The following is a 16,410-nucleotide window of genomic DNA, read 5'->3' as shown; positions in this document are numbered from 1 at the left end:
TCTCTCTCCTTTCCTTACTCTTTAACAGCACCGTCCGTAATACCAGCCATCAGCTGTCTGCTAAAGAAGACAAATAAAATTAATACCGGTACCACACTGATTAATGTACCTGTGATAACAAGTGGATAGTTGGTAAAATATAATCCTTGTAATCTAGTTAACGCCAGCGAAATTACATATTTTGTTTCATCATTTAAGATAATTAATGGCCATGTATAATCGTTCCAAGCCCCAATAAAGGTGTAAATGGCTAAGAAGGACATGGCAGGCTTTAAGATTGGAACGCCAATTCTCCAATAAGTTCCAAATTTACCACACCCGTCAATCGTTGCGGCCTCAATAATACTATCCGGAATTGCATTTTCACAATATTGCTTAATCCAGAATATACCGAATGCATTGGCCATTCCAGGAATAATCAAGGCCTTATAGGAACCGACCCAGCCAAAGAAATCCATCATGATAAATTGCGGGATAATGTTGATTTGCCCAGGAATCATCATCGTAGCCAATAAGGCGACAAACAAGAATTTTTTCCCTTTGAACTTCATTTTGGCAAACGTATAACCTGCTAGGGAATCAAAGAAAAGCACCAATGTCGTGGCAACCACGGCATAAAATAATGTATTTAAAAAGGCTTGAAAAAAGTTTGTTTCTGTAAAAACAATATTAATATTCTCCATTAAATGGGTACCAAGGGTGATATGAGGCGGGATCGCGAAAATCTCACTATTGGTTCTACTTGCCATTACAATCATCCAGTAAAAAGGGAATAATGAGAAAATGGCACCAATGATTAAGATAACTTTAATAACAATATTGGAAAGTGATAGTTTCTTCATTAGTCATCCTCCCCCTTGATTCTGTATGATGTTAAGTACCAGTTGATTAAGGAAATGATTAGTATGATGGCAACTAATCCCCACGTAATGGTAGAACCATAACCATATCTATTTTGTAAGAAAGCGGTTTGATAGATATAGTACACAATCGTTAATGACCCACCTTCTGCAGTGGCATTGGTTGGCACTAATACTTGCGCTTCCGCAAATACTTGTAAACCGCCAATAGTCGACATAATCACGGTAAATAGAATAATTGGTTTTAACAATGGGATCGTAATCTTAGTAAACAATTGATATTTAGAAGCCCCATCAATGATGGCTGCTTCATAATAATCAGCCGGAATCCTTTGTAAGCCGCTATAGTAAATAATCATGTTGTACCCCAGGTATTGCCACATACCAACTAAAGCAATGACGATTCGGACCCAAAATGGACTATCGATAAAAGCAATTGGCTCCTTCCCGAACATTTCCAACACAGCATTGATCAATCCGCTTTGATTCGAGAAGATCAATCCAAATAGGATAGTGACAGCTACAACCGATGTAACATATGGCAAGAAAAAGGTTGTTTTAAAAAATTCCTTACGCTTAACAAACTGAAGATTAATGAGGAAGGCGAGCACTAAGGCGAGCACTAGCATTGGAACTGTTTGAATGACCCAAATAATCAACGTATTTTTAATCGATAGCCAAAAGTCTGTATCTGCCATTAACTTCTGAAAGTTTTCTAATCCAGTAAACTGTACCTCCCCGATACCATCCCATTGACTAAATGCTAGTATTCCAGAGAATACAATCGGAAATAGGCCAAAAATAAGGAAAAGTATATAAAAAGGAGATATAAATAAATAAGGAGTTACTTTATCGGCAAAGCTTCTTAATGTTCGTTTCTTCTTATTGCTCTTGTCATCTGGCATATTATTCGTAATAGCCTCCATGTTTTTCACCTCATATAAAGAGAATAGAGATTAAGCATAAAATATGCTTAATCTCACCCTTTCCTTACAATCCTTCTGCTTTTTTCACTGCATCTTTCCAAGCTTTTTCAGGATCCTTACCTTGTGTTTCAACTAAAGTGATTTGATCTTCAAAATATCTGAATGCTGATGTATCTCTAGGATCTCTATACACATAAGTAATGTTATTAGCAGCATCAATGAAGTACTCGTTGATTTCTTGACCGCCAAAGAAGTCATCTTTATTCACCATTTCTGGTTTGTCATAGATCGATTTCAATGAAGGGAAAAGGCTATTTTCAGTTAAGTTAGATAATTGACTAGCTTCGTTTGTTAAGAATTTCACTACTTCAACAGCCTCTTTAGGATGTTTGGTATTTCCTAATACAGCTAAATACGATCCGCCTTGGTTTGAATAGCCGCCAGGGGTTTTTGCAATACGCCATTTACCAGCTGACTTATCAGCATCCTTAACGTCCATTACACCCCAAGAAGCACCAATATAAGCACCGTACATTCCTTCGTTGATCGCATTTACGTTGTCAATGGAATTTGATTTTGTTCCCAAAGTGTAACCTTCATTAATCGCTTTTACAACAAAATCCCATTCCGTTTTCAACTTTCCATCAGCTAAGATTAATTTTCCGTCTTCATTATACATACCAGAATCAAGTGCTCTGTATCGTTCCCCAAGAATTCCAACAGCGGAAAGGAACATTGGCTTATCAATCTTTTCTTTCATTTGTTTTGCAGCAGCTAAATAATCATCTGTGGTAACAATTTTAGCGGAAACTTCTTTAGGATCTGTCGGTAATCCTGCTTCTTTAAACAAATCCTCACGATAGAATAATCCAGTAGGACCAATATCCAAAGGCATAGCAATCATGCTTTTCTTATCACCCGTTTTTGCTGATTCCCATTTCCACTCAACATACTGGTCAGCCAGATCATTTGCACCATAATCTAATAAGTTTACAAACTTATTAGCATACGGAAGGAAGTCTTGAATATTGCTGTTAACTGTTGCAATATCCGGCGCTGATTTTGAATTCAGGCTTGTTTTTAACTTTACATCATAGTTACTATCTGCCGGTAGTTCCACAAAGTCTAAATTGTATTTTGGAAAGTTCTTTTTAGCTGCATCAATCGAACCTTTACTGATGGCACCCACATAATAATGAATAGTTAAATTCGTTTTGCCATCTGAAGATTTGCTGCTTGCATTGTCAGATGCACCACATCCAGCTAAAGCGAACATTAAAACTAGTAAACCACTGAAAAGATATAAAAACTTATTCCTTTTTCTGTTACCCATTGCCTTTTACCCTCCTAATGTACTTATAAATTGCAATCTATCAAATAAATTGATTACATCTTAATAATACAAACTTGTGATTGCGCTTTCAAAGGCTCTAATGACATTTTTCGTCACCGACAAATCGTTTAAAAGTTATAAAATTCGCTATTTTTCTACTTTTTTTGTCGTCCATCCTTTCTATGTGCCTATTTGTACCTTACTTGGCGGCCGCAATAATCTAGCACTAATTCACAAAACATCGCATTCGCCCAAGAAAACCACTCTCTCGTAAACTGAGTAGAATCATGACAATCAAAAGATTCATGCGCTTGGTTTGTATTCGCATCATTCTGACAAATTAATTGAATCTTTTCCCACTTTTCCCTTTGACAATTTCCCGTAATCCCTTCTACTGCTAGAGCGATCGGCCAAATATAGCCATCTGGAGTATGCGGGCTGCCAACGCCACGCGCACATGTTCCTTCAAAGTAATAGGGATTCTGTTTACTTAGGACAAAATTCCGTGTCGTTTGATATTTTTCATCTGTCTTTTCCATGTTTGTCAGCATCGGCAAAGATAATAGACTTGGCATATTGCTATCATCCATTAACAGATGATTCCCTAATCCGTCTACTTCATATGCGTACATCGATTGGCCGGCATCATTCTTGATTTCCCCATATTGTTGAATGCCATAAGAAATTTCTGCTGACAAATTCTTGGCCGCTAATTGTAACGCCCCATCCTGATAAATATCTTCGAAAATTTCTGACATAATTTCTAATATTCTTATCGCAAATAGATTACTAGGAATTAAATAATGATAGACACAAGCATCATCACTCGGCCGGAAACCAGACCAGGTCATCCCTGTATAGCCAACCGGCGACCCTTTCCCATCATTACAAAGATCCTCGGTTTCTGGTCTTTGAAACGAATAGGTAGAAAAGTCGGTATGATTTTGCTCGACCTTCCATAGTGATAGAACTGTTTGTGCCGCCTTTTTAAATGTTTCTGTAAAAATGCTAGTGTCCCCGGTATACTTCCAATATTGATAGGCTAATTGAAACGGGAAACAGACGGAATCTATTTCATATTTCTGTTCCCAGATAGAAGGCTCTTGCAGCGGGATATCATCATCCCATCTGTTCCCATTCGCCGTCTCATTAAACGCATTCGCATAAGGATCTTTCATAATGAAATCGATTTGACGATTGATCACACCTTTAACCAGCTGGTCCAATTCCTTGTATTTGCCAAGGAAAGGTAAATAAGGTCTTAATTGAAGCGAAGAATCCCTTAACCACATGGCCGGTATGTCACCCGTCACCAAAAAGACCGTTCCATCATCCAAATACTTAGTTGTTTTGGTCAATGTATCACCAAAACAGTTTTCAAACATTGCTGTCACTTTTGGGTCATCAATAGACTCTCTTACAATCTGATTGGCTTCGGCAATAATTTCTTGGTACAAAGAGCACACTCCTCCACTCATTTTCTTACTTAACGGTTAAAAACTTTTCTGTTTCGATGATGCTTGTCTCAAACTCTTTATCAGCATAAAGCGTAAACACACGAGCACCGCGAGTCAGCTCCCCATAGCAATTAAAGCCGCTGATTCTTCCAAAGCCTAATTTGATCCTTTGATAATCGGCAACAAAGTCATTATCGTGATCATGGCCGCAAAATACGCCTGCAACCTTTCCGTTAATCAATAAGGATGTATAGAGACCTGTATTAATCACTGGTGAAGAAATATCCTCATATTTCGTCCCGCTGACTTGCCCATTGCAAAATGCTTCCTTATATTCAAGTAGTGGAATATGAAGGAAAAGCACGTCTGGTTTAAAATCGTTTATTCTATTTTGATATTTACGTGATACTTCATTAAACCAAGTCACTTGATCCGGGTGAACATACTCATACTGGCCGATTTTTAATGGGTCCTCTGCCCCGCTGTCGAGTATATACAATACATTCGACACCGTTCCATCCTCTTTAGTGATCTCGACACAATAAGATTCCCTGTCCTCCACTACATGGGAATATTTCTTTTCCGCTAACAAATGGATCTGACTTTCCAAATTGCGTAAATCAGAACGGGTAATTCTCTCTTCTGTATCATGATTGCCGTAAGTGATGGCGATTGGTGTTTCCAACTCATTTAATACGGAAACTATGGCCGTAAAGCTGTCTTGTGGATTTGGAACTCCTTCCGACCAGACAAGATCACCACTAATGACAATCAGATCGGGATTTGCTTTTTCCGTCATATCCTTTATGTGCTCAAATGTTTGTAAATCTTGTTCATTGAATGGCATGGAGCCAACGTGTAAATCTGTTAATTGTAATATTTTAAACGAACCGTCTTTCCCCATTTTTAATTGCACTATGAATCACTCCCTTAAATTTTCACAATTGCGGATACCGGATAATGATCGGACGGATACCCGTTCTCCACCTTCGAATGGATAATCGTGCCACTCTCGATTTTTATGTTTTTTGAAACAAATATATAGTCAATCGGCTCGCCGACGAAACCGCCTTCGAAATCATGAAACGTTAATCCGGCCCCTTGAATCTTCATAACAGAATAAATACTTGTGAACCGTTTGTCTTTCCAAAATTTCACTTCATCACTTGCTGGCTCTGCATTAAAATCACCTGTCAATATCGCAGGGAGAGGTTCACTTTCATTTAAGGCATCCATAGAGGCTTCAATAACCCGTACACCCTTTATCCGTGCTTCTTCACTGATGTGATCCAGATGGGTGTTAAAAACCCTAAATTTTTGAGCGCTGCATAGGCAGATAAATTCGCCCCATGTACAAATTCGTGGCAGCGCCGAATCCCAACTAATGCTTGCTTCTACCGTAGGAGTCTCCGATAACCAGAATGTACCACTTTTCACAAGCTCAACCTTGTCTTTTTTATAAAAAATCGCACTATGCTCATCGTTACTTTGTCGTGGCTGTCCAAACCAATTATATTCTGTTAGCAATTCATCTAAATCTTTGATCATCGCAGGAAGCAACTCCTGTGTACCAATGATCGCCGGCTGCTCCTGTTTAATGATTTCTGCCGCTTTGGCTTTACGATTAGACCAGCTATTCTCACCGTCTTCTGGGTTATCATATCTTAGATTAAAAGTCATAATGAGTAAATCCAATCTATCACCTGCTTTCCTAAGCTTTTTGACTAAACCATATTCATAGATTAGTATAATTCGCCTCCCCGTCTATTTCATTCAGCTTTATGACAAAAAACGTAACGAACGAGGCGAAATTATGGTGGATAACTGCGATTCGATTGTTAGAAAAGTGCTAGGGCGCTGGAGATGGACATTTCTCAAAGCTGAAACTTATCATGATCCTGTTTTTTTCTGACTTCCCTGCTGCTCTTTGTTTCTCATAGATCGTGTTTGTCTTTTCTCGATCAAGAGGCCGATTTTCGCTAAAATAAACGTAATGAACACAGCAGCAAAAACAATTCCATAAAATCCAGCACCAATTCCAATTCCCACGCCGCCGGCAAAAAACACCATTGCTGCGGTAGTTAACCCTTTTACACGTACACCGTCTTTAATAATCAAACCGGCACCTAGGAAACCTAAGCCCGACACAATTTGAGCTGACAGACGCATCGGATCCATTCGATTATTCGCATTCGAATCACCAAAAATCTCAACGCTATAGATGGAGATAATGGTAATTAATGTACAGGATACTGAAACATACATAAATGTTTTTAACCCGGCTGGCTTGTTTTTTGCACTTCTGTCCCAGCCAATAAACATTCCGAAAAGAGCACTGATAACAAGCCGAAGATAGAGCTCGATATTTTTTATCATATGCCCTTCATATAGAATTCCCAAATGTTCCATTTCCTTATCCTCCTTCACAGACAGTCCATTTGTCTATCTATAGGAGAGGCTGCCTTTGATGTATGATTAAACCTTTGCGGTATGTTTCACCATCTCGCCCAATGGTTTCATAATTCTTTCACGTTGTTCAAAGGTTGCTATTTTCGTAATTCCCTTATTTAGCAGTGTTTCAGTATTCAAGTCAATATAGGCGCCAATATCGTCTGGGAAATGAGAATCTGATGAGGTAGTAAAGCTAACCCCTTTGCCCACGAGTATATCCAGAAATTTCGGACTTGGACACATTTCCCTGACCGGATAGCGATAATATAATCCCGCATTGATTTCCGTAGCTGTATCTGTTTCCACTAAGGCCTCAGCAATTTTTTCATAATGCGGAATCAGGCTGCTTTCATTTGGACGGAAATTGAACACTTTTAAATTATCCAAATGAGACACAAAATTAAAGATGTTACTGCGGATGGCTTTTTCGACAACCTCAAAAAAGTCCTTATAGAGCGTGTTCAACTCATAATTGGCAAAAAGGTGCTGTGTCTCAGGATTATCGAAGCCCCAGCCGTTGAAAAAATGAACCGATCCATTCACATAGTCCCACTCATAGGCACTGAGGAGTTCCTTTAATTCCTCTTCGCCGCCCGGAAAATAATCGGCTTCGATGCCCATGCGAAGGGTAATTCCTTCGGCAGCCCAGCGTGGTTTCGCCTCCGTAATCGCTTGGACAAAATCCCCCATCGATTCGGTCATAACCTGGTTCAACCATTTTCTTTGCAAATTCCCAAGCTCTGTATCACTAATATCTACGTATTTTTCGAAATAAGCCTTTGTTTCTTTAAAGCGATATAAGTGATCGACAATTCCTACCTCACGCAGGCCCTTGCGTTTCGCTTCCTGTAAATAGAGGTCAATCCAAGAGGCATCATACGAACCCTTTTCTACTCGGTTATTTAAACGCTGCATACTTTCATGAAGCCATTCCATGGTATGTCTCTCATACGGAATAGGATAAAAATGATCTAATGCCATGTTTGTTCGATCGAGCCAGCGCAATGAATACGGCCCTTCTTCAAGATGTAAATGGTAATCAACCTTCATTGTTTTCTCCTCCTGTTGCCCTAATCCATTGGAGCATCGTATCCAGCTCTTGTTTCTGCCAGGATAACGGCATGTCCCCATCTGAAATAATATAATCAACCTTTGATAACGAGCAGATTTTGAAAAATGATTCATTCTCAATCTTCGAGGAATCCGCCAGTAAATAGACTTGATTCGCCCTTTCCACCATAGCGGTAGAAACTATGCAGTCCTCAAAGTTAAAGTCGCTGACATGACCGGAAGTGACACCGCCGCATGGCAGAAATAATTTATCAAAGCGAAAGGACTCCAGCATCTTACAGGTTAATGCCCCGACAATCGACTTTTGCTCCGGATTCGTCATCCCGCCTAAAACAATGACTTTTCCATCAAACTCCCGTTTTTCCAAACGATTATTTAGTTCTTCAGCAGCAGCGAGGGAATTCGTCACGATCGTTAATAATTTAATACCCGTAATTGCTTTTGCCAGCTGTAAGACCGTTGTCCCGGCCCCCAGCATAATAGTATCTCCGTCCTGAATAAATTCAGCTGCTTTTCTGCCGATGGCTGCTTTTTCCTCCGCTCTCACACTCATTTTTTGAACCAACATCGGTTCATTATTGGTTTGCAGGTATAGAACAGCACCCCCATGAACCCTTTTAAGCTTCTTTTCCTTTTCTAATGTATCCAAATCACGGCGGATGGTCTCAGGCGCTACCCCTAATTCTCTTGCAAGAGAAGCAACCACTACTTTCTTCTCTTGATTTAATGTTTCCAAAATTAACTGCTGACGCTCATTTAGCAAGAAAGTCATGTTTCAAAGTCACATCCTTCATTCTTATCTATGTTTGGAATTCACTTGTTTATGTTTGGAATTCACTTGTTTATGTTTGTTTATCCCATTAAACTTCCACAAACAAATAATATCAAACATATTATGATTTGTAAATTCAAATTTCAACCGCTTACAGGAAGGCAAGCATTACTAAGTTACATCATGAAAAAGGTCTCCATCAATATGACGAAGACCTTCTCCCTAGGCTTGTATTGGAAGGGAAAACTTCCCACTTCACTTATTTAAGCAAGCGACATAATCCCCCGCCCCTTAATGGTGGTTTGACCCCTTAATATTAACAAAGATCGGATTAGAATAAAACCACATACTGGTGTAATTACGGTCATTAATATTGTTGAAGCGTTCCTCATTCTCCAGTGGTGTAGGAGTCCCTTCATAGTCAAAGGATTGATCCATCAGCGGCTCCCCATCTTTCATAAAGCCCTTTACATTCATGCCAAGGTTGGTACCGCGCAGACGATAATAACGGTTAGTATCTGCCTTTACTTTGTATTTTATAGTGTAATAGCCCTCTTTATCTGGCTTACCCCAGTCTTTCTCGGTAAAGCGCTTAACGACTTTAGTCGTATCATTCGTCGTATTGCTGGCATATTGGCTCTTGTCAATCTTGCCGGTTACCTCGCCAGAAATTAAATCAATATGATCAACCTTGACCTTATTCGTAACAGACGTGTTATGAGCAGTAATTGGATCGTAATTATTGTACTCCGGACTCTTAAAGCGAATAGTGATAGTGGTTTGATCACCTTTAGACACTTGTAAATCCTCGCCCATCTCCGCTTGCTTTTTCTTTCCTTCCACATTGAACTCCAGTGCATTAATGAGGTCGCCATATACGCCGAAGGCTTTACCCGAACGCATGCCCTCTACGACATCCTTGAACTGATTGCCCTCGACCCAAGTATAGTTTCTTTGGTATTCGCTTGGCCAATAGCCGCTTGAATATTTGCGGTTGCTGCTGACTTTGAAATGGAAGTCCGAATTAGTAAAATTCCAGAAATGGCGCCCTTCTCCAAGCATGGCATCCCATGCGCCCCCTACCTTGGCGACCATCACATCCACACCACCATATATATCAGAAAGCTCAGATCGGTTAAAGCTTGCAGCCATCTGATTTCCCGGCATTCCCTCCATACCAAAGACAATATCTGGAGCAATATCATTCATCTTACGGAGATCTTCTATAGTAACTTCTCCGCCGCCCCCATTGTGACGGGACGGATGATTCGGCAATACAAAGCTTTCAGGATAATTGTCTTTTAACCATTTAATCGCTTCAAACGTTTTGCTTTTATCCGATTTCAGCTTATTCTTATCCGGTCTTTCTCCCCATAGCTCGGCTTCGTTTGATGTAAACTTGTCCGTACTTGTATCATAGCTGTATAGCCATTCAAACTGGCGGATGGCATCAAATGGTATGTTATTACTGTTGGAATCAATAATAGCGACTGAACCATGATCCAAATCCATCATATCCCACTCAAAACCGGGATAAATTATCTTGCCAGTGTATTTTCCAGCCGCCTGCAATGAACGGATTTTTGCCAGCTGATCTTGCATGGCTTCAAAGCGTGCTGTAGGTTTTTCATTACCATCGGGATCTCGCGGCGAATTACGCAAATGGTCAGTCAGCATAATATAGTCAAGAGACTCGCCGTATTTTAGCTTTACCACTGTTTCAGCAGGCATTAGGTTAATATCCTCACGGAAGGCAGCATTCAATATATTTTCCAGTTTCATAAACGGCTCTGATGCATCACTTGATTGAATGGTATGGATATGGTAATCCCCGGACATCCATCTGCCGGCTTCCTTGTGAGAATCTATTGACTTTGCTGATACGGTCATTATTCCCTGTGACAGAGTGAACACAGCAATCGAACTACAAAGAAAAGTCTTTAGTTTATTCCTCATGATTATTAATCCCCCTATTCATCATTTATTTATGTTAAATCTCTTTTTAAAATTAAGATCTAAATCAAATAAGTTATATTCATTTGTTAAATATTTGAAGTCAATATACGTTTTTTCTTTCTTTGACATTTCCTCTACAAATGGTGAGTAGGTACGGAAAAACAGTTTGTTCTTCGCTTCATCAAATTCTACAAGTCTCAGCCAGCCATTTCCGCCTCGATAGTCATACTGATAGTTGACCAACATTTGTATGACATCGTTTCCGGCTGCATTTTGTTTAACCTGATGGGTAATCCCAAAATAATGGCCGTTTACTGTCATAAATACTTGATTATTTTCATTGACAAGTTCATTCCAAATGATTTTCCCCCTGCTTGATTCCACCGCAACGGCTTTATTATCTACCGTCTCCGGATAAATCACATCATGAGAGACAATGATGGTTGGATTATTTTTGTGTTGATTTAAAATTGATTTTGACCATTCTAAATCTGTTTGAAGATTCTTCATATCCACCATTAAAAACAGGTATTCATAGCTGCCCGCCTTTACTAGCGCATAAGAGCCGTATCCTGAAGGAGACGAACCTTGATAGTAGTTTTTATCGGCAAAACGCTGCGGTCCATAATAGGTCAGGTAAGGATCTCCGCTTGCATAATCATGATTTCCCGCCGTCATTACATAAGGAATATTACTCTTATCTAAATAGGAAATAGATTGAAGGGAATTTTTCCATTGTTCCTCGGCATTACTATCGACAATGTCCCCAACAAATGCGTTCATCGCAATATTGTTTTTCTTGTTGTTTTTTGCAATCCATTTCATTTGGCTATCAAAAATCTCTGGATTCATATTCGAGTATTTTTGTGTGTCCGGAACAAAAAGAAAATTATAATTCTTCTTATTTGTTAAAAGTGGGATATTATCATTTGTTCCTTCAACAGGTTGAGCATCACGAGCATCTGGAATAAGCCAATCTTTTTCGTCCAACGCCTTATTAGCTACTCGTATTTCTTGAATGTTACCTGCGAATAAGGCATCTAATTCATTTCCCCACTCAGAAGCACCTATATTCCAGCCCTTTCCTTCTACAGTGGCAATTCCTTTGACCTTTATCGACTTCCCGTAATCACTTACACCATTTACAGTTAAAGTCGATGTTTCCCCATCATTCACGACCGCCAAATGATACCATTCATCTGTATTTAACGACCGCGACCAGTTCGTTTCATTATAGTTCAAATTAGTCGGATGGCTTGTCCATTGAATTTCTTTATCATTGGATACGGATAAGGTAGACAAGATTTCTTTCTCGCCATCCAGTTTATTTATGTCTGCAGCCTGCCCTTGCCTTGTTAAAATCCCCATCCAGCTATGTAAATTACTAGTAAAATTGCTTGGTAATTTAAAAATAGCCTCGATGGTAAATCCATCTTTAAATTCCTCAGAATTAATCGGTGCATCTTTAATCGTTTTGAAATATCTTCCTGCTGAAGCTTTTTTAGAATTAGAGAATTGTAGGCTATCTACATTTGCTAGATGATCATAATCATCTTCTGACCATTTCATCATTCCTTCTAATTCAGGTGAAGATAAGTCCCCAACTGTCACTAATTCTAGGTCATTTCCATTTTTACTAGCGTCTTGAATAATGATATCACCAGTTTCGATTGCACCGCTTTTCACATAGTCCTTTGAAAATTTCCAATCTGCCATAATACTGCTTTTAGATTCTTTTTTAGCTCCATGAGCTTTAGCCTCTGCATTTGTGGTCATGCTTGGAACCATCATACAAAGAATAGATAAACCTATTAGTGCTTTTTTCATTGCCATACTCTAAATCTCCTCCCAATCTTATTCTTTCACCGAACCAATATTGACCCCTTTTGTAAAATGTTTTTGGATAAACGGATAGATAATAATAATTGGTGCTACAACAATAATAATAGTAGCCATTTTCAATGAATCACCTGTTACCGTTATCTTTTCCAACGCTGCATAGGCGCCTGAATTTCTTAATAGGGCATCGGCGATTGCTTGCTGCTTCGTCAGCATTTCTTGTAAAAGTGTAGCTAATGGTTTTAATTGGGGATCCCGAACATAGAAGGCGCCGGAAAACCAATCATTCCAATGGCCCACGGCATTAAATAGTCCAATTGTGGCGATAACTGGTCTACTCATTGGAAGAACAATTCGGAAAAATATTTGAAATTCAGTACAGCCATCAATGCGGGCTGCTTCCATGATACTTTCCGGAAGTTGACTGAAAAACGTCCTCATGATCAAAATATTCCACACACTATAAAGACTCGGAATAATATAAACCCATATACTATTAGTTAAATGCAGCTCTGTTAGAACCAAATAATACGGAATAATACCACCGCTAAATAACATCGTGAAAAAAATAAAAAAGGTAATAACCTTTCTTCCTGGTAACGTCCTTGTAGTGAGCGCATAGGCGGCCATCGCCGTTAACAACACACTTATAGCCGTACCAACTACTGTCCTAAACACACTGATCCATAATGCATTTAAAACAGTTGATTGTTTAATCACCTCTAAATAATTCTCAAAGCTAAATTCTCTGGGAAAAAAATAGATTCCGCCTTTTTGTGCATCTGTTCCTTCATTGAATGATAGCGCCAAAATATTTATAAAAGGGAGAATAATAGATAAGCAAAGTAATGCCACCAGCAAAATGGTAATAATCTGATAAATGCTCCATGACTTTCGGCTCTTGCGATACATGGATATCCCTCCCAATTTAGAAAAATAGGCCTCCTCTCTTTCTAAATAGAAAGGAAGCCTGTTCATGCTGCCAAGCGCTGGCGCTTACATCAGAACGCCAGCGCTTTTCAATTAATACCTAATGGTGGTACCTTCTTTTTCTTTCTTCTCAATCAATTTGATATAATCGTTTAAGCCTGCTTTTTCTAAAAGCTTCTTAGAATCGCTTAGAATTTTCTTTGCTTCACTTTCTGATTTACTATAGTAAGCACGTAATAAATTTTCATTGTAAGTGTCTAAAGCAATGTTGAGATTCTCACCGTTTTCAAATTCAAAAATAAATGATTTTGGGGTCGATCCGTCAACTATTTTTGCATTCTTTAACTTCTCGTCATAATTCCATAGCTTGATAATTTTATCCGCGGCTGCTGTATCTTCACCGGAAACTCTTTCACCATATTCGAATTCACCAAAGTCTGCCATATTGTCGATATCTGTAAAGCCAAGATGCTCAGCCCAGTAAGAACGAACACCTCTAAAGCCTAGCTTCTGAGCTTTTTCTGGATTTTTTTCTTTTAATTCAAGGACTTCTTTTTTAACAACTGGATTACCTTTTTCATCAAGTGTATAGTCTCTTCCTTCAAGACCATATTGAGCGAGCAATTTACCTTCACGGCTTGCTAAATAATCTGCCAGCTTCACAATATCTTCCGGATGATCTGTTGTAGTTGGAATGGACCATCCCGCATATCCGGATTTATAAGGTAATTCCATTTGATAGTCTCCTTGGACGGTATCGATGGGTCCAAGCGGGACATATTTCATATCAGAGTTTTCTACTACAAAGTTATGCATATCGGAAACAATCCCAAAGGATTTATTAACAACGCCTTCCTTGGCTTTGTTTTCAGCCATTGTAAAGAACTCTGGATGAAGCAGACCGTCTTTTAATAATCCTTGCACAAACTTAACACGTTCTAAACCGTAATCTGTTTGCGATTCGTGCTTAATCTGTCCGTCTTTATCTTTTAAGAATTTCTCACCTTTTGTACCTGTCCAGATAAGGTCATTAAATATGAAGTCTCTATCTGCTCCACCCCATACTGTAGGACCAATTGGGGTGATTGGTTTGCCGTTAACATCTTTAAAGTTAGCTGCTTTAATCTGCTCTGCCAGCGCACGTAATTTTTCATGCGTATCGATTTCTGCAGGATTAATACCTAATTTGTCAACAATATCCTTTAAGATATATGGACCGCCAACATATTTACGAGATACTGTGCCAGGTTCACGGTCAATGGCCATATGAACGAAATAAGAAGCACCTTTAAATTCAGGTCTAAACATAATATTGTTTTTCGTGTCAGCTGGTAAGTACCCTTCTTCGAAATACTTGCTATAAACCTTTGAATCTTTCAACATAGGTGTTAAATCATGGAACATTCCTTCCCGTGCAGCTTTTAATAAAATTTGCATTTCAGGACGTCCGCTGTGATCCAAATAAAAGGCAACAAAGTCCGGTAAATCGCCCGACGCAAGTCCTGCAGTCAAGGCTTCTGTTGAGTCATCCACAGTAATCCCTTGCAATTCTAATGTAATCCCGGTTCTTTTCTTTAACTCTTTAGCAATTTCCGGATTCATTCCAGCAGAAACGTCACCATCACTCATAAATACCAGTCCTTTAATCGTGCGATCTGCGATCCATGTTTTTGGAGCTTCCTTTGGTTTTTCACGGCTTTCGCTGGAGCTCTTCTTCGAATCTGTACATGCAGTAAGCATTAAAATGCCTATCAAAATCAACGTCAAAAATTTAAATGAAACTCTCTTCATATAAATTTCTCCCCCTATAATTTTTTTACCATAATGAGGTATTAAATTTTTTATTTGCAAATCGGTTCACAATAAGCACCACAACCAAGCCAACAATCCCCTGCATCATCCCAACGGCTGTCGCATAACCAAATTGACCGCTTTGAAGACCAGTACGTATAACATACGTATCAATAATTTCAGCAACCTCTGCATTTCCTGGTGTTTTCAATAAATAAATCTGATCAAACCCTGCAGATAGAATATTCCCTAACGATAGAATAAATAGAATTAAGATAGTAGGCCTGATTCCAGTTAGGGTGATATGCCAAATTTGTCTTAACCTGTTTGCTCCATCAATGGCCGCCGCTTCGTAAAGAGCGGGATCAATACCGGCAATGGCCGCAAAGTAGATAATCGAACTCCAGCCAATATCCTTCCACACATAACTCCAAAACATAATCGAGTGAAAATTCTTTTCCTCCATTAAGAAATAGGTACTTCCATCACCTCCCATAAAGGAAATTAATTCGTTTAGTAATCCTGTATTTGGCGCTAATATACTTTGGATAATCCCGACAACTACCACCCATGATAAAAAATGCGGCAAGTAAGAAATACTTTGAAAGAAACTTCTAAGTTTATTGCTTTTTAGTTCATTAAATAAAAGAGCTAATATAATCGGAAATGGCATGGCTAGTATTAACTTCATTCCGCTGATAATGAGCGTATTTTTAACATAATTCCAACTTTGGGGATCCTGGAAAAAACGTTCAAAATATTTAAACCCAACCCAAGGGCCACCAAAGATTCCCGTATCAAAACGAAACTCTTTAAATGCCAGTACCATCCCAGCCATCGGCATATAAGAAAAGATGATGAAAAACGTTATACAAGGCAGAAGCATAATATACATAGCCCGGTGCTTCCAAATATTTTTCCAGGTGAACTTCATTGGCTTTACAGTGTTCTTCTTTTTCCTTTTGCTTTTATTCACCCCAGCACCCGGTCCTATATTTTTGTTTGTCGTAATCTCCATGTGGTA

14 protein-coding genes are annotated in these 16,410 nt (G+C 39.0%); all 14 read right to left on the bottom strand.

Annotation, left to right across the window (positions count from 1 at the left end):
• Positions 1-14: 14 nt before the first annotated feature.
• The 14 genes from ACO1D1_RS22390 to ACO1D1_RS22325 all read right to left on the bottom strand — a co-directional run bounded on the left by ACO1D1_RS22390 (position 15) and on the right by ACO1D1_RS22325 (position 16,404).
• A complete protein-coding gene (locus tag ACO1D1_RS22390; protein ID WP_149871820.1) occupies positions 15-842 on the bottom strand; it encodes a carbohydrate ABC transporter permease in 828 nt (275 codons plus the stop codon).
• Positions 842-1,786 carry a carbohydrate ABC transporter permease gene (locus tag ACO1D1_RS22385; protein ID WP_423337172.1) on the bottom strand — a complete coding sequence of 315 codons (945 nt, stop codon included), beginning with the start codon at positions 1,784-1,786 and terminating at the stop codon, positions 842-844. Before ACO1D1_RS22385 ends, ACO1D1_RS22390 begins: the two co-directional genes overlap by 1 nt.
• A gap of 64 nt (positions 1,787-1,850) precedes the next feature.
• The gene (locus ACO1D1_RS22380) at positions 1,851-3,119 is read right to left on the bottom strand and encodes an ABC transporter substrate-binding protein (RefSeq protein ID WP_423337171.1); all 1,269 of its coding nucleotides are present in this window, start codon (positions 3,117-3,119) and stop codon (positions 1,851-1,853) included.
• Between the two features lie 188 nt (positions 3,120-3,307).
• Complete coding sequence (locus ACO1D1_RS22375) at positions 3,308-4,576, bottom strand: glycoside hydrolase family 125 protein (RefSeq protein ID WP_423337170.1); 1,269 nt, start codon at positions 4,574-4,576, stop codon at positions 3,308-3,310.
• A 25-nt stretch (positions 4,577-4,601) separates the two neighbouring features.
• Positions 4,602-5,492, bottom strand: coding sequence for a metallophosphoesterase family protein (locus tag ACO1D1_RS22370; RefSeq protein WP_423337169.1), 891 nt, complete (start codon positions 5,490-5,492; stop codon positions 4,602-4,604).
• A 14-nt stretch (positions 5,493-5,506) separates the two neighbouring features.
• Positions 5,507-6,271 (bottom strand): endonuclease/exonuclease/phosphatase family protein, encoded by a 765-nt coding sequence (locus tag ACO1D1_RS22365; protein ID WP_423337168.1) that lies wholly within the window; start codon positions 6,269-6,271, stop codon positions 5,507-5,509.
• Positions 6,272-6,466: 195 nt separating this feature from the next.
• Positions 6,467-6,985, bottom strand: a complete 519-nt coding sequence (locus ACO1D1_RS22360) for an MgtC/SapB family protein (protein ID WP_423337167.1) — start codon at positions 6,983-6,985, stop codon at positions 6,467-6,469.
• Between the two features lie 66 nt (positions 6,986-7,051).
• A complete protein-coding gene (locus tag ACO1D1_RS22355; RefSeq protein ID WP_423337166.1) occupies positions 7,052-8,077 on the bottom strand; it encodes a histidinol phosphate phosphatase domain-containing protein in 1,026 nt (341 codons plus the stop codon).
• Positions 8,067-8,870 carry a DeoR/GlpR family DNA-binding transcription regulator gene (locus ACO1D1_RS22350; protein ID WP_423337165.1) on the bottom strand — a complete coding sequence of 268 codons (804 nt, stop codon included), beginning with the start codon at positions 8,868-8,870 and terminating at the stop codon, positions 8,067-8,069. Before ACO1D1_RS22350 ends, ACO1D1_RS22355 begins: the two co-directional genes overlap by 11 nt.
• Before the next feature lie 291 nt (positions 8,871-9,161).
• Positions 9,162-10,826, bottom strand: coding sequence for an S-layer protein (locus ACO1D1_RS22345; RefSeq protein ID WP_423337164.1), 1,665 nt, complete (start codon positions 10,824-10,826; stop codon positions 9,162-9,164).
• Positions 10,827-10,847: 21 nt separating this feature from the next.
• Positions 10,848-12,659 carry a LamG-like jellyroll fold domain-containing protein gene (locus ACO1D1_RS22340; protein WP_423337163.1) on the bottom strand — a complete coding sequence of 604 codons (1,812 nt, stop codon included), beginning with the start codon at positions 12,657-12,659 and terminating at the stop codon, positions 10,848-10,850.
• 21 nt (positions 12,660-12,680) lie between these two features.
• Positions 12,681-13,577, bottom strand: coding sequence for a carbohydrate ABC transporter permease (locus ACO1D1_RS22335; protein WP_149871828.1), 897 nt, complete (start codon positions 13,575-13,577; stop codon positions 12,681-12,683).
• 111 nt (positions 13,578-13,688) lie between these two features.
• Positions 13,689-15,386, bottom strand: a complete 1,698-nt coding sequence (locus ACO1D1_RS22330; protein ID WP_423337162.1) for an extracellular solute-binding protein — start codon at positions 15,384-15,386, stop codon at positions 13,689-13,691.
• 25 nt (positions 15,387-15,411) lie between these two features.
• A complete protein-coding gene (locus ACO1D1_RS22325) occupies positions 15,412-16,404 on the bottom strand; it encodes an ABC transporter permease (protein WP_423337161.1) in 993 nt (330 codons plus the stop codon).
• Positions 16,405-16,410: the final 6 nt, after the last annotated feature.

Origin of the sequence: Neobacillus sp. 19, assembly GCF_049463095.1 — a bacterium.
Classification (GTDB): Bacteria; Bacillota; Bacilli; order Bacillales; family Cytobacillaceae; genus Neobacillus.
This window is presented reverse-complemented; position numbering and strand designations above follow the sequence as displayed.

What these genes read in the sequence shown, in the direction of transcription:
- ACO1D1_RS22380 (WP_423337171.1), bottom strand. Translation starts at nt 3,119, where the DNA reads ATGGGTAACAGAAAAAGGAATAAGTTTTTATATCTTTTCAGTGGTTTA.
- ACO1D1_RS22350 (WP_423337165.1), bottom strand. Translation starts at nt 8,870, where the DNA reads ATGACTTTCTTGCTAAATGAGCGTCAGCAGTTAATTTTGGAAACATTA.
- ACO1D1_RS22360 (WP_423337167.1), bottom strand. Translation starts at nt 6,985, where the DNA reads ATGGAACATTTGGGAATTCTATATGAAGGGCATATGATAAAAAATATC.
- ACO1D1_RS22340 (WP_423337163.1), bottom strand. Translation starts at nt 12,659, where the DNA reads ATGGCAATGAAAAAAGCACTAATAGGTTTATCTATTCTTTGTATGATG.
- ACO1D1_RS22335 (WP_149871828.1), bottom strand. Translation starts at nt 13,577, where the DNA reads ATGTATCGCAAGAGCCGAAAGTCATGGAGCATTTATCAGATTATTACC.
- ACO1D1_RS22345 (WP_423337164.1), bottom strand. Translation starts at nt 10,826, where the DNA reads ATGAGGAATAAACTAAAGACTTTTCTTTGTAGTTCGATTGCTGTGTTC.
- ACO1D1_RS22385 (WP_423337172.1), bottom strand. Translation starts at nt 1,786, where the DNA reads ATGGAGGCTATTACGAATAATATGCCAGATGACAAGAGCAATAAGAAG.
- ACO1D1_RS22355 (WP_423337166.1), bottom strand. Translation starts at nt 8,077, where the DNA reads ATGAAGGTTGATTACCATTTACATCTTGAAGAAGGGCCGTATTCATTG.
- ACO1D1_RS22330 (WP_423337162.1), bottom strand. Translation starts at nt 15,386, where the DNA reads ATGAAGAGAGTTTCATTTAAATTTTTGACGTTGATTTTGATAGGCATT.
- ACO1D1_RS22390 (WP_149871820.1), bottom strand. Translation starts at nt 842, where the DNA reads ATGAAGAAACTATCACTTTCCAATATTGTTATTAAAGTTATCTTAATC.
- ACO1D1_RS22325 (WP_423337161.1), bottom strand. Translation starts at nt 16,404, where the DNA reads ATGGAGATTACGACAAACAAAAATATAGGACCGGGTGCTGGGGTGAAT.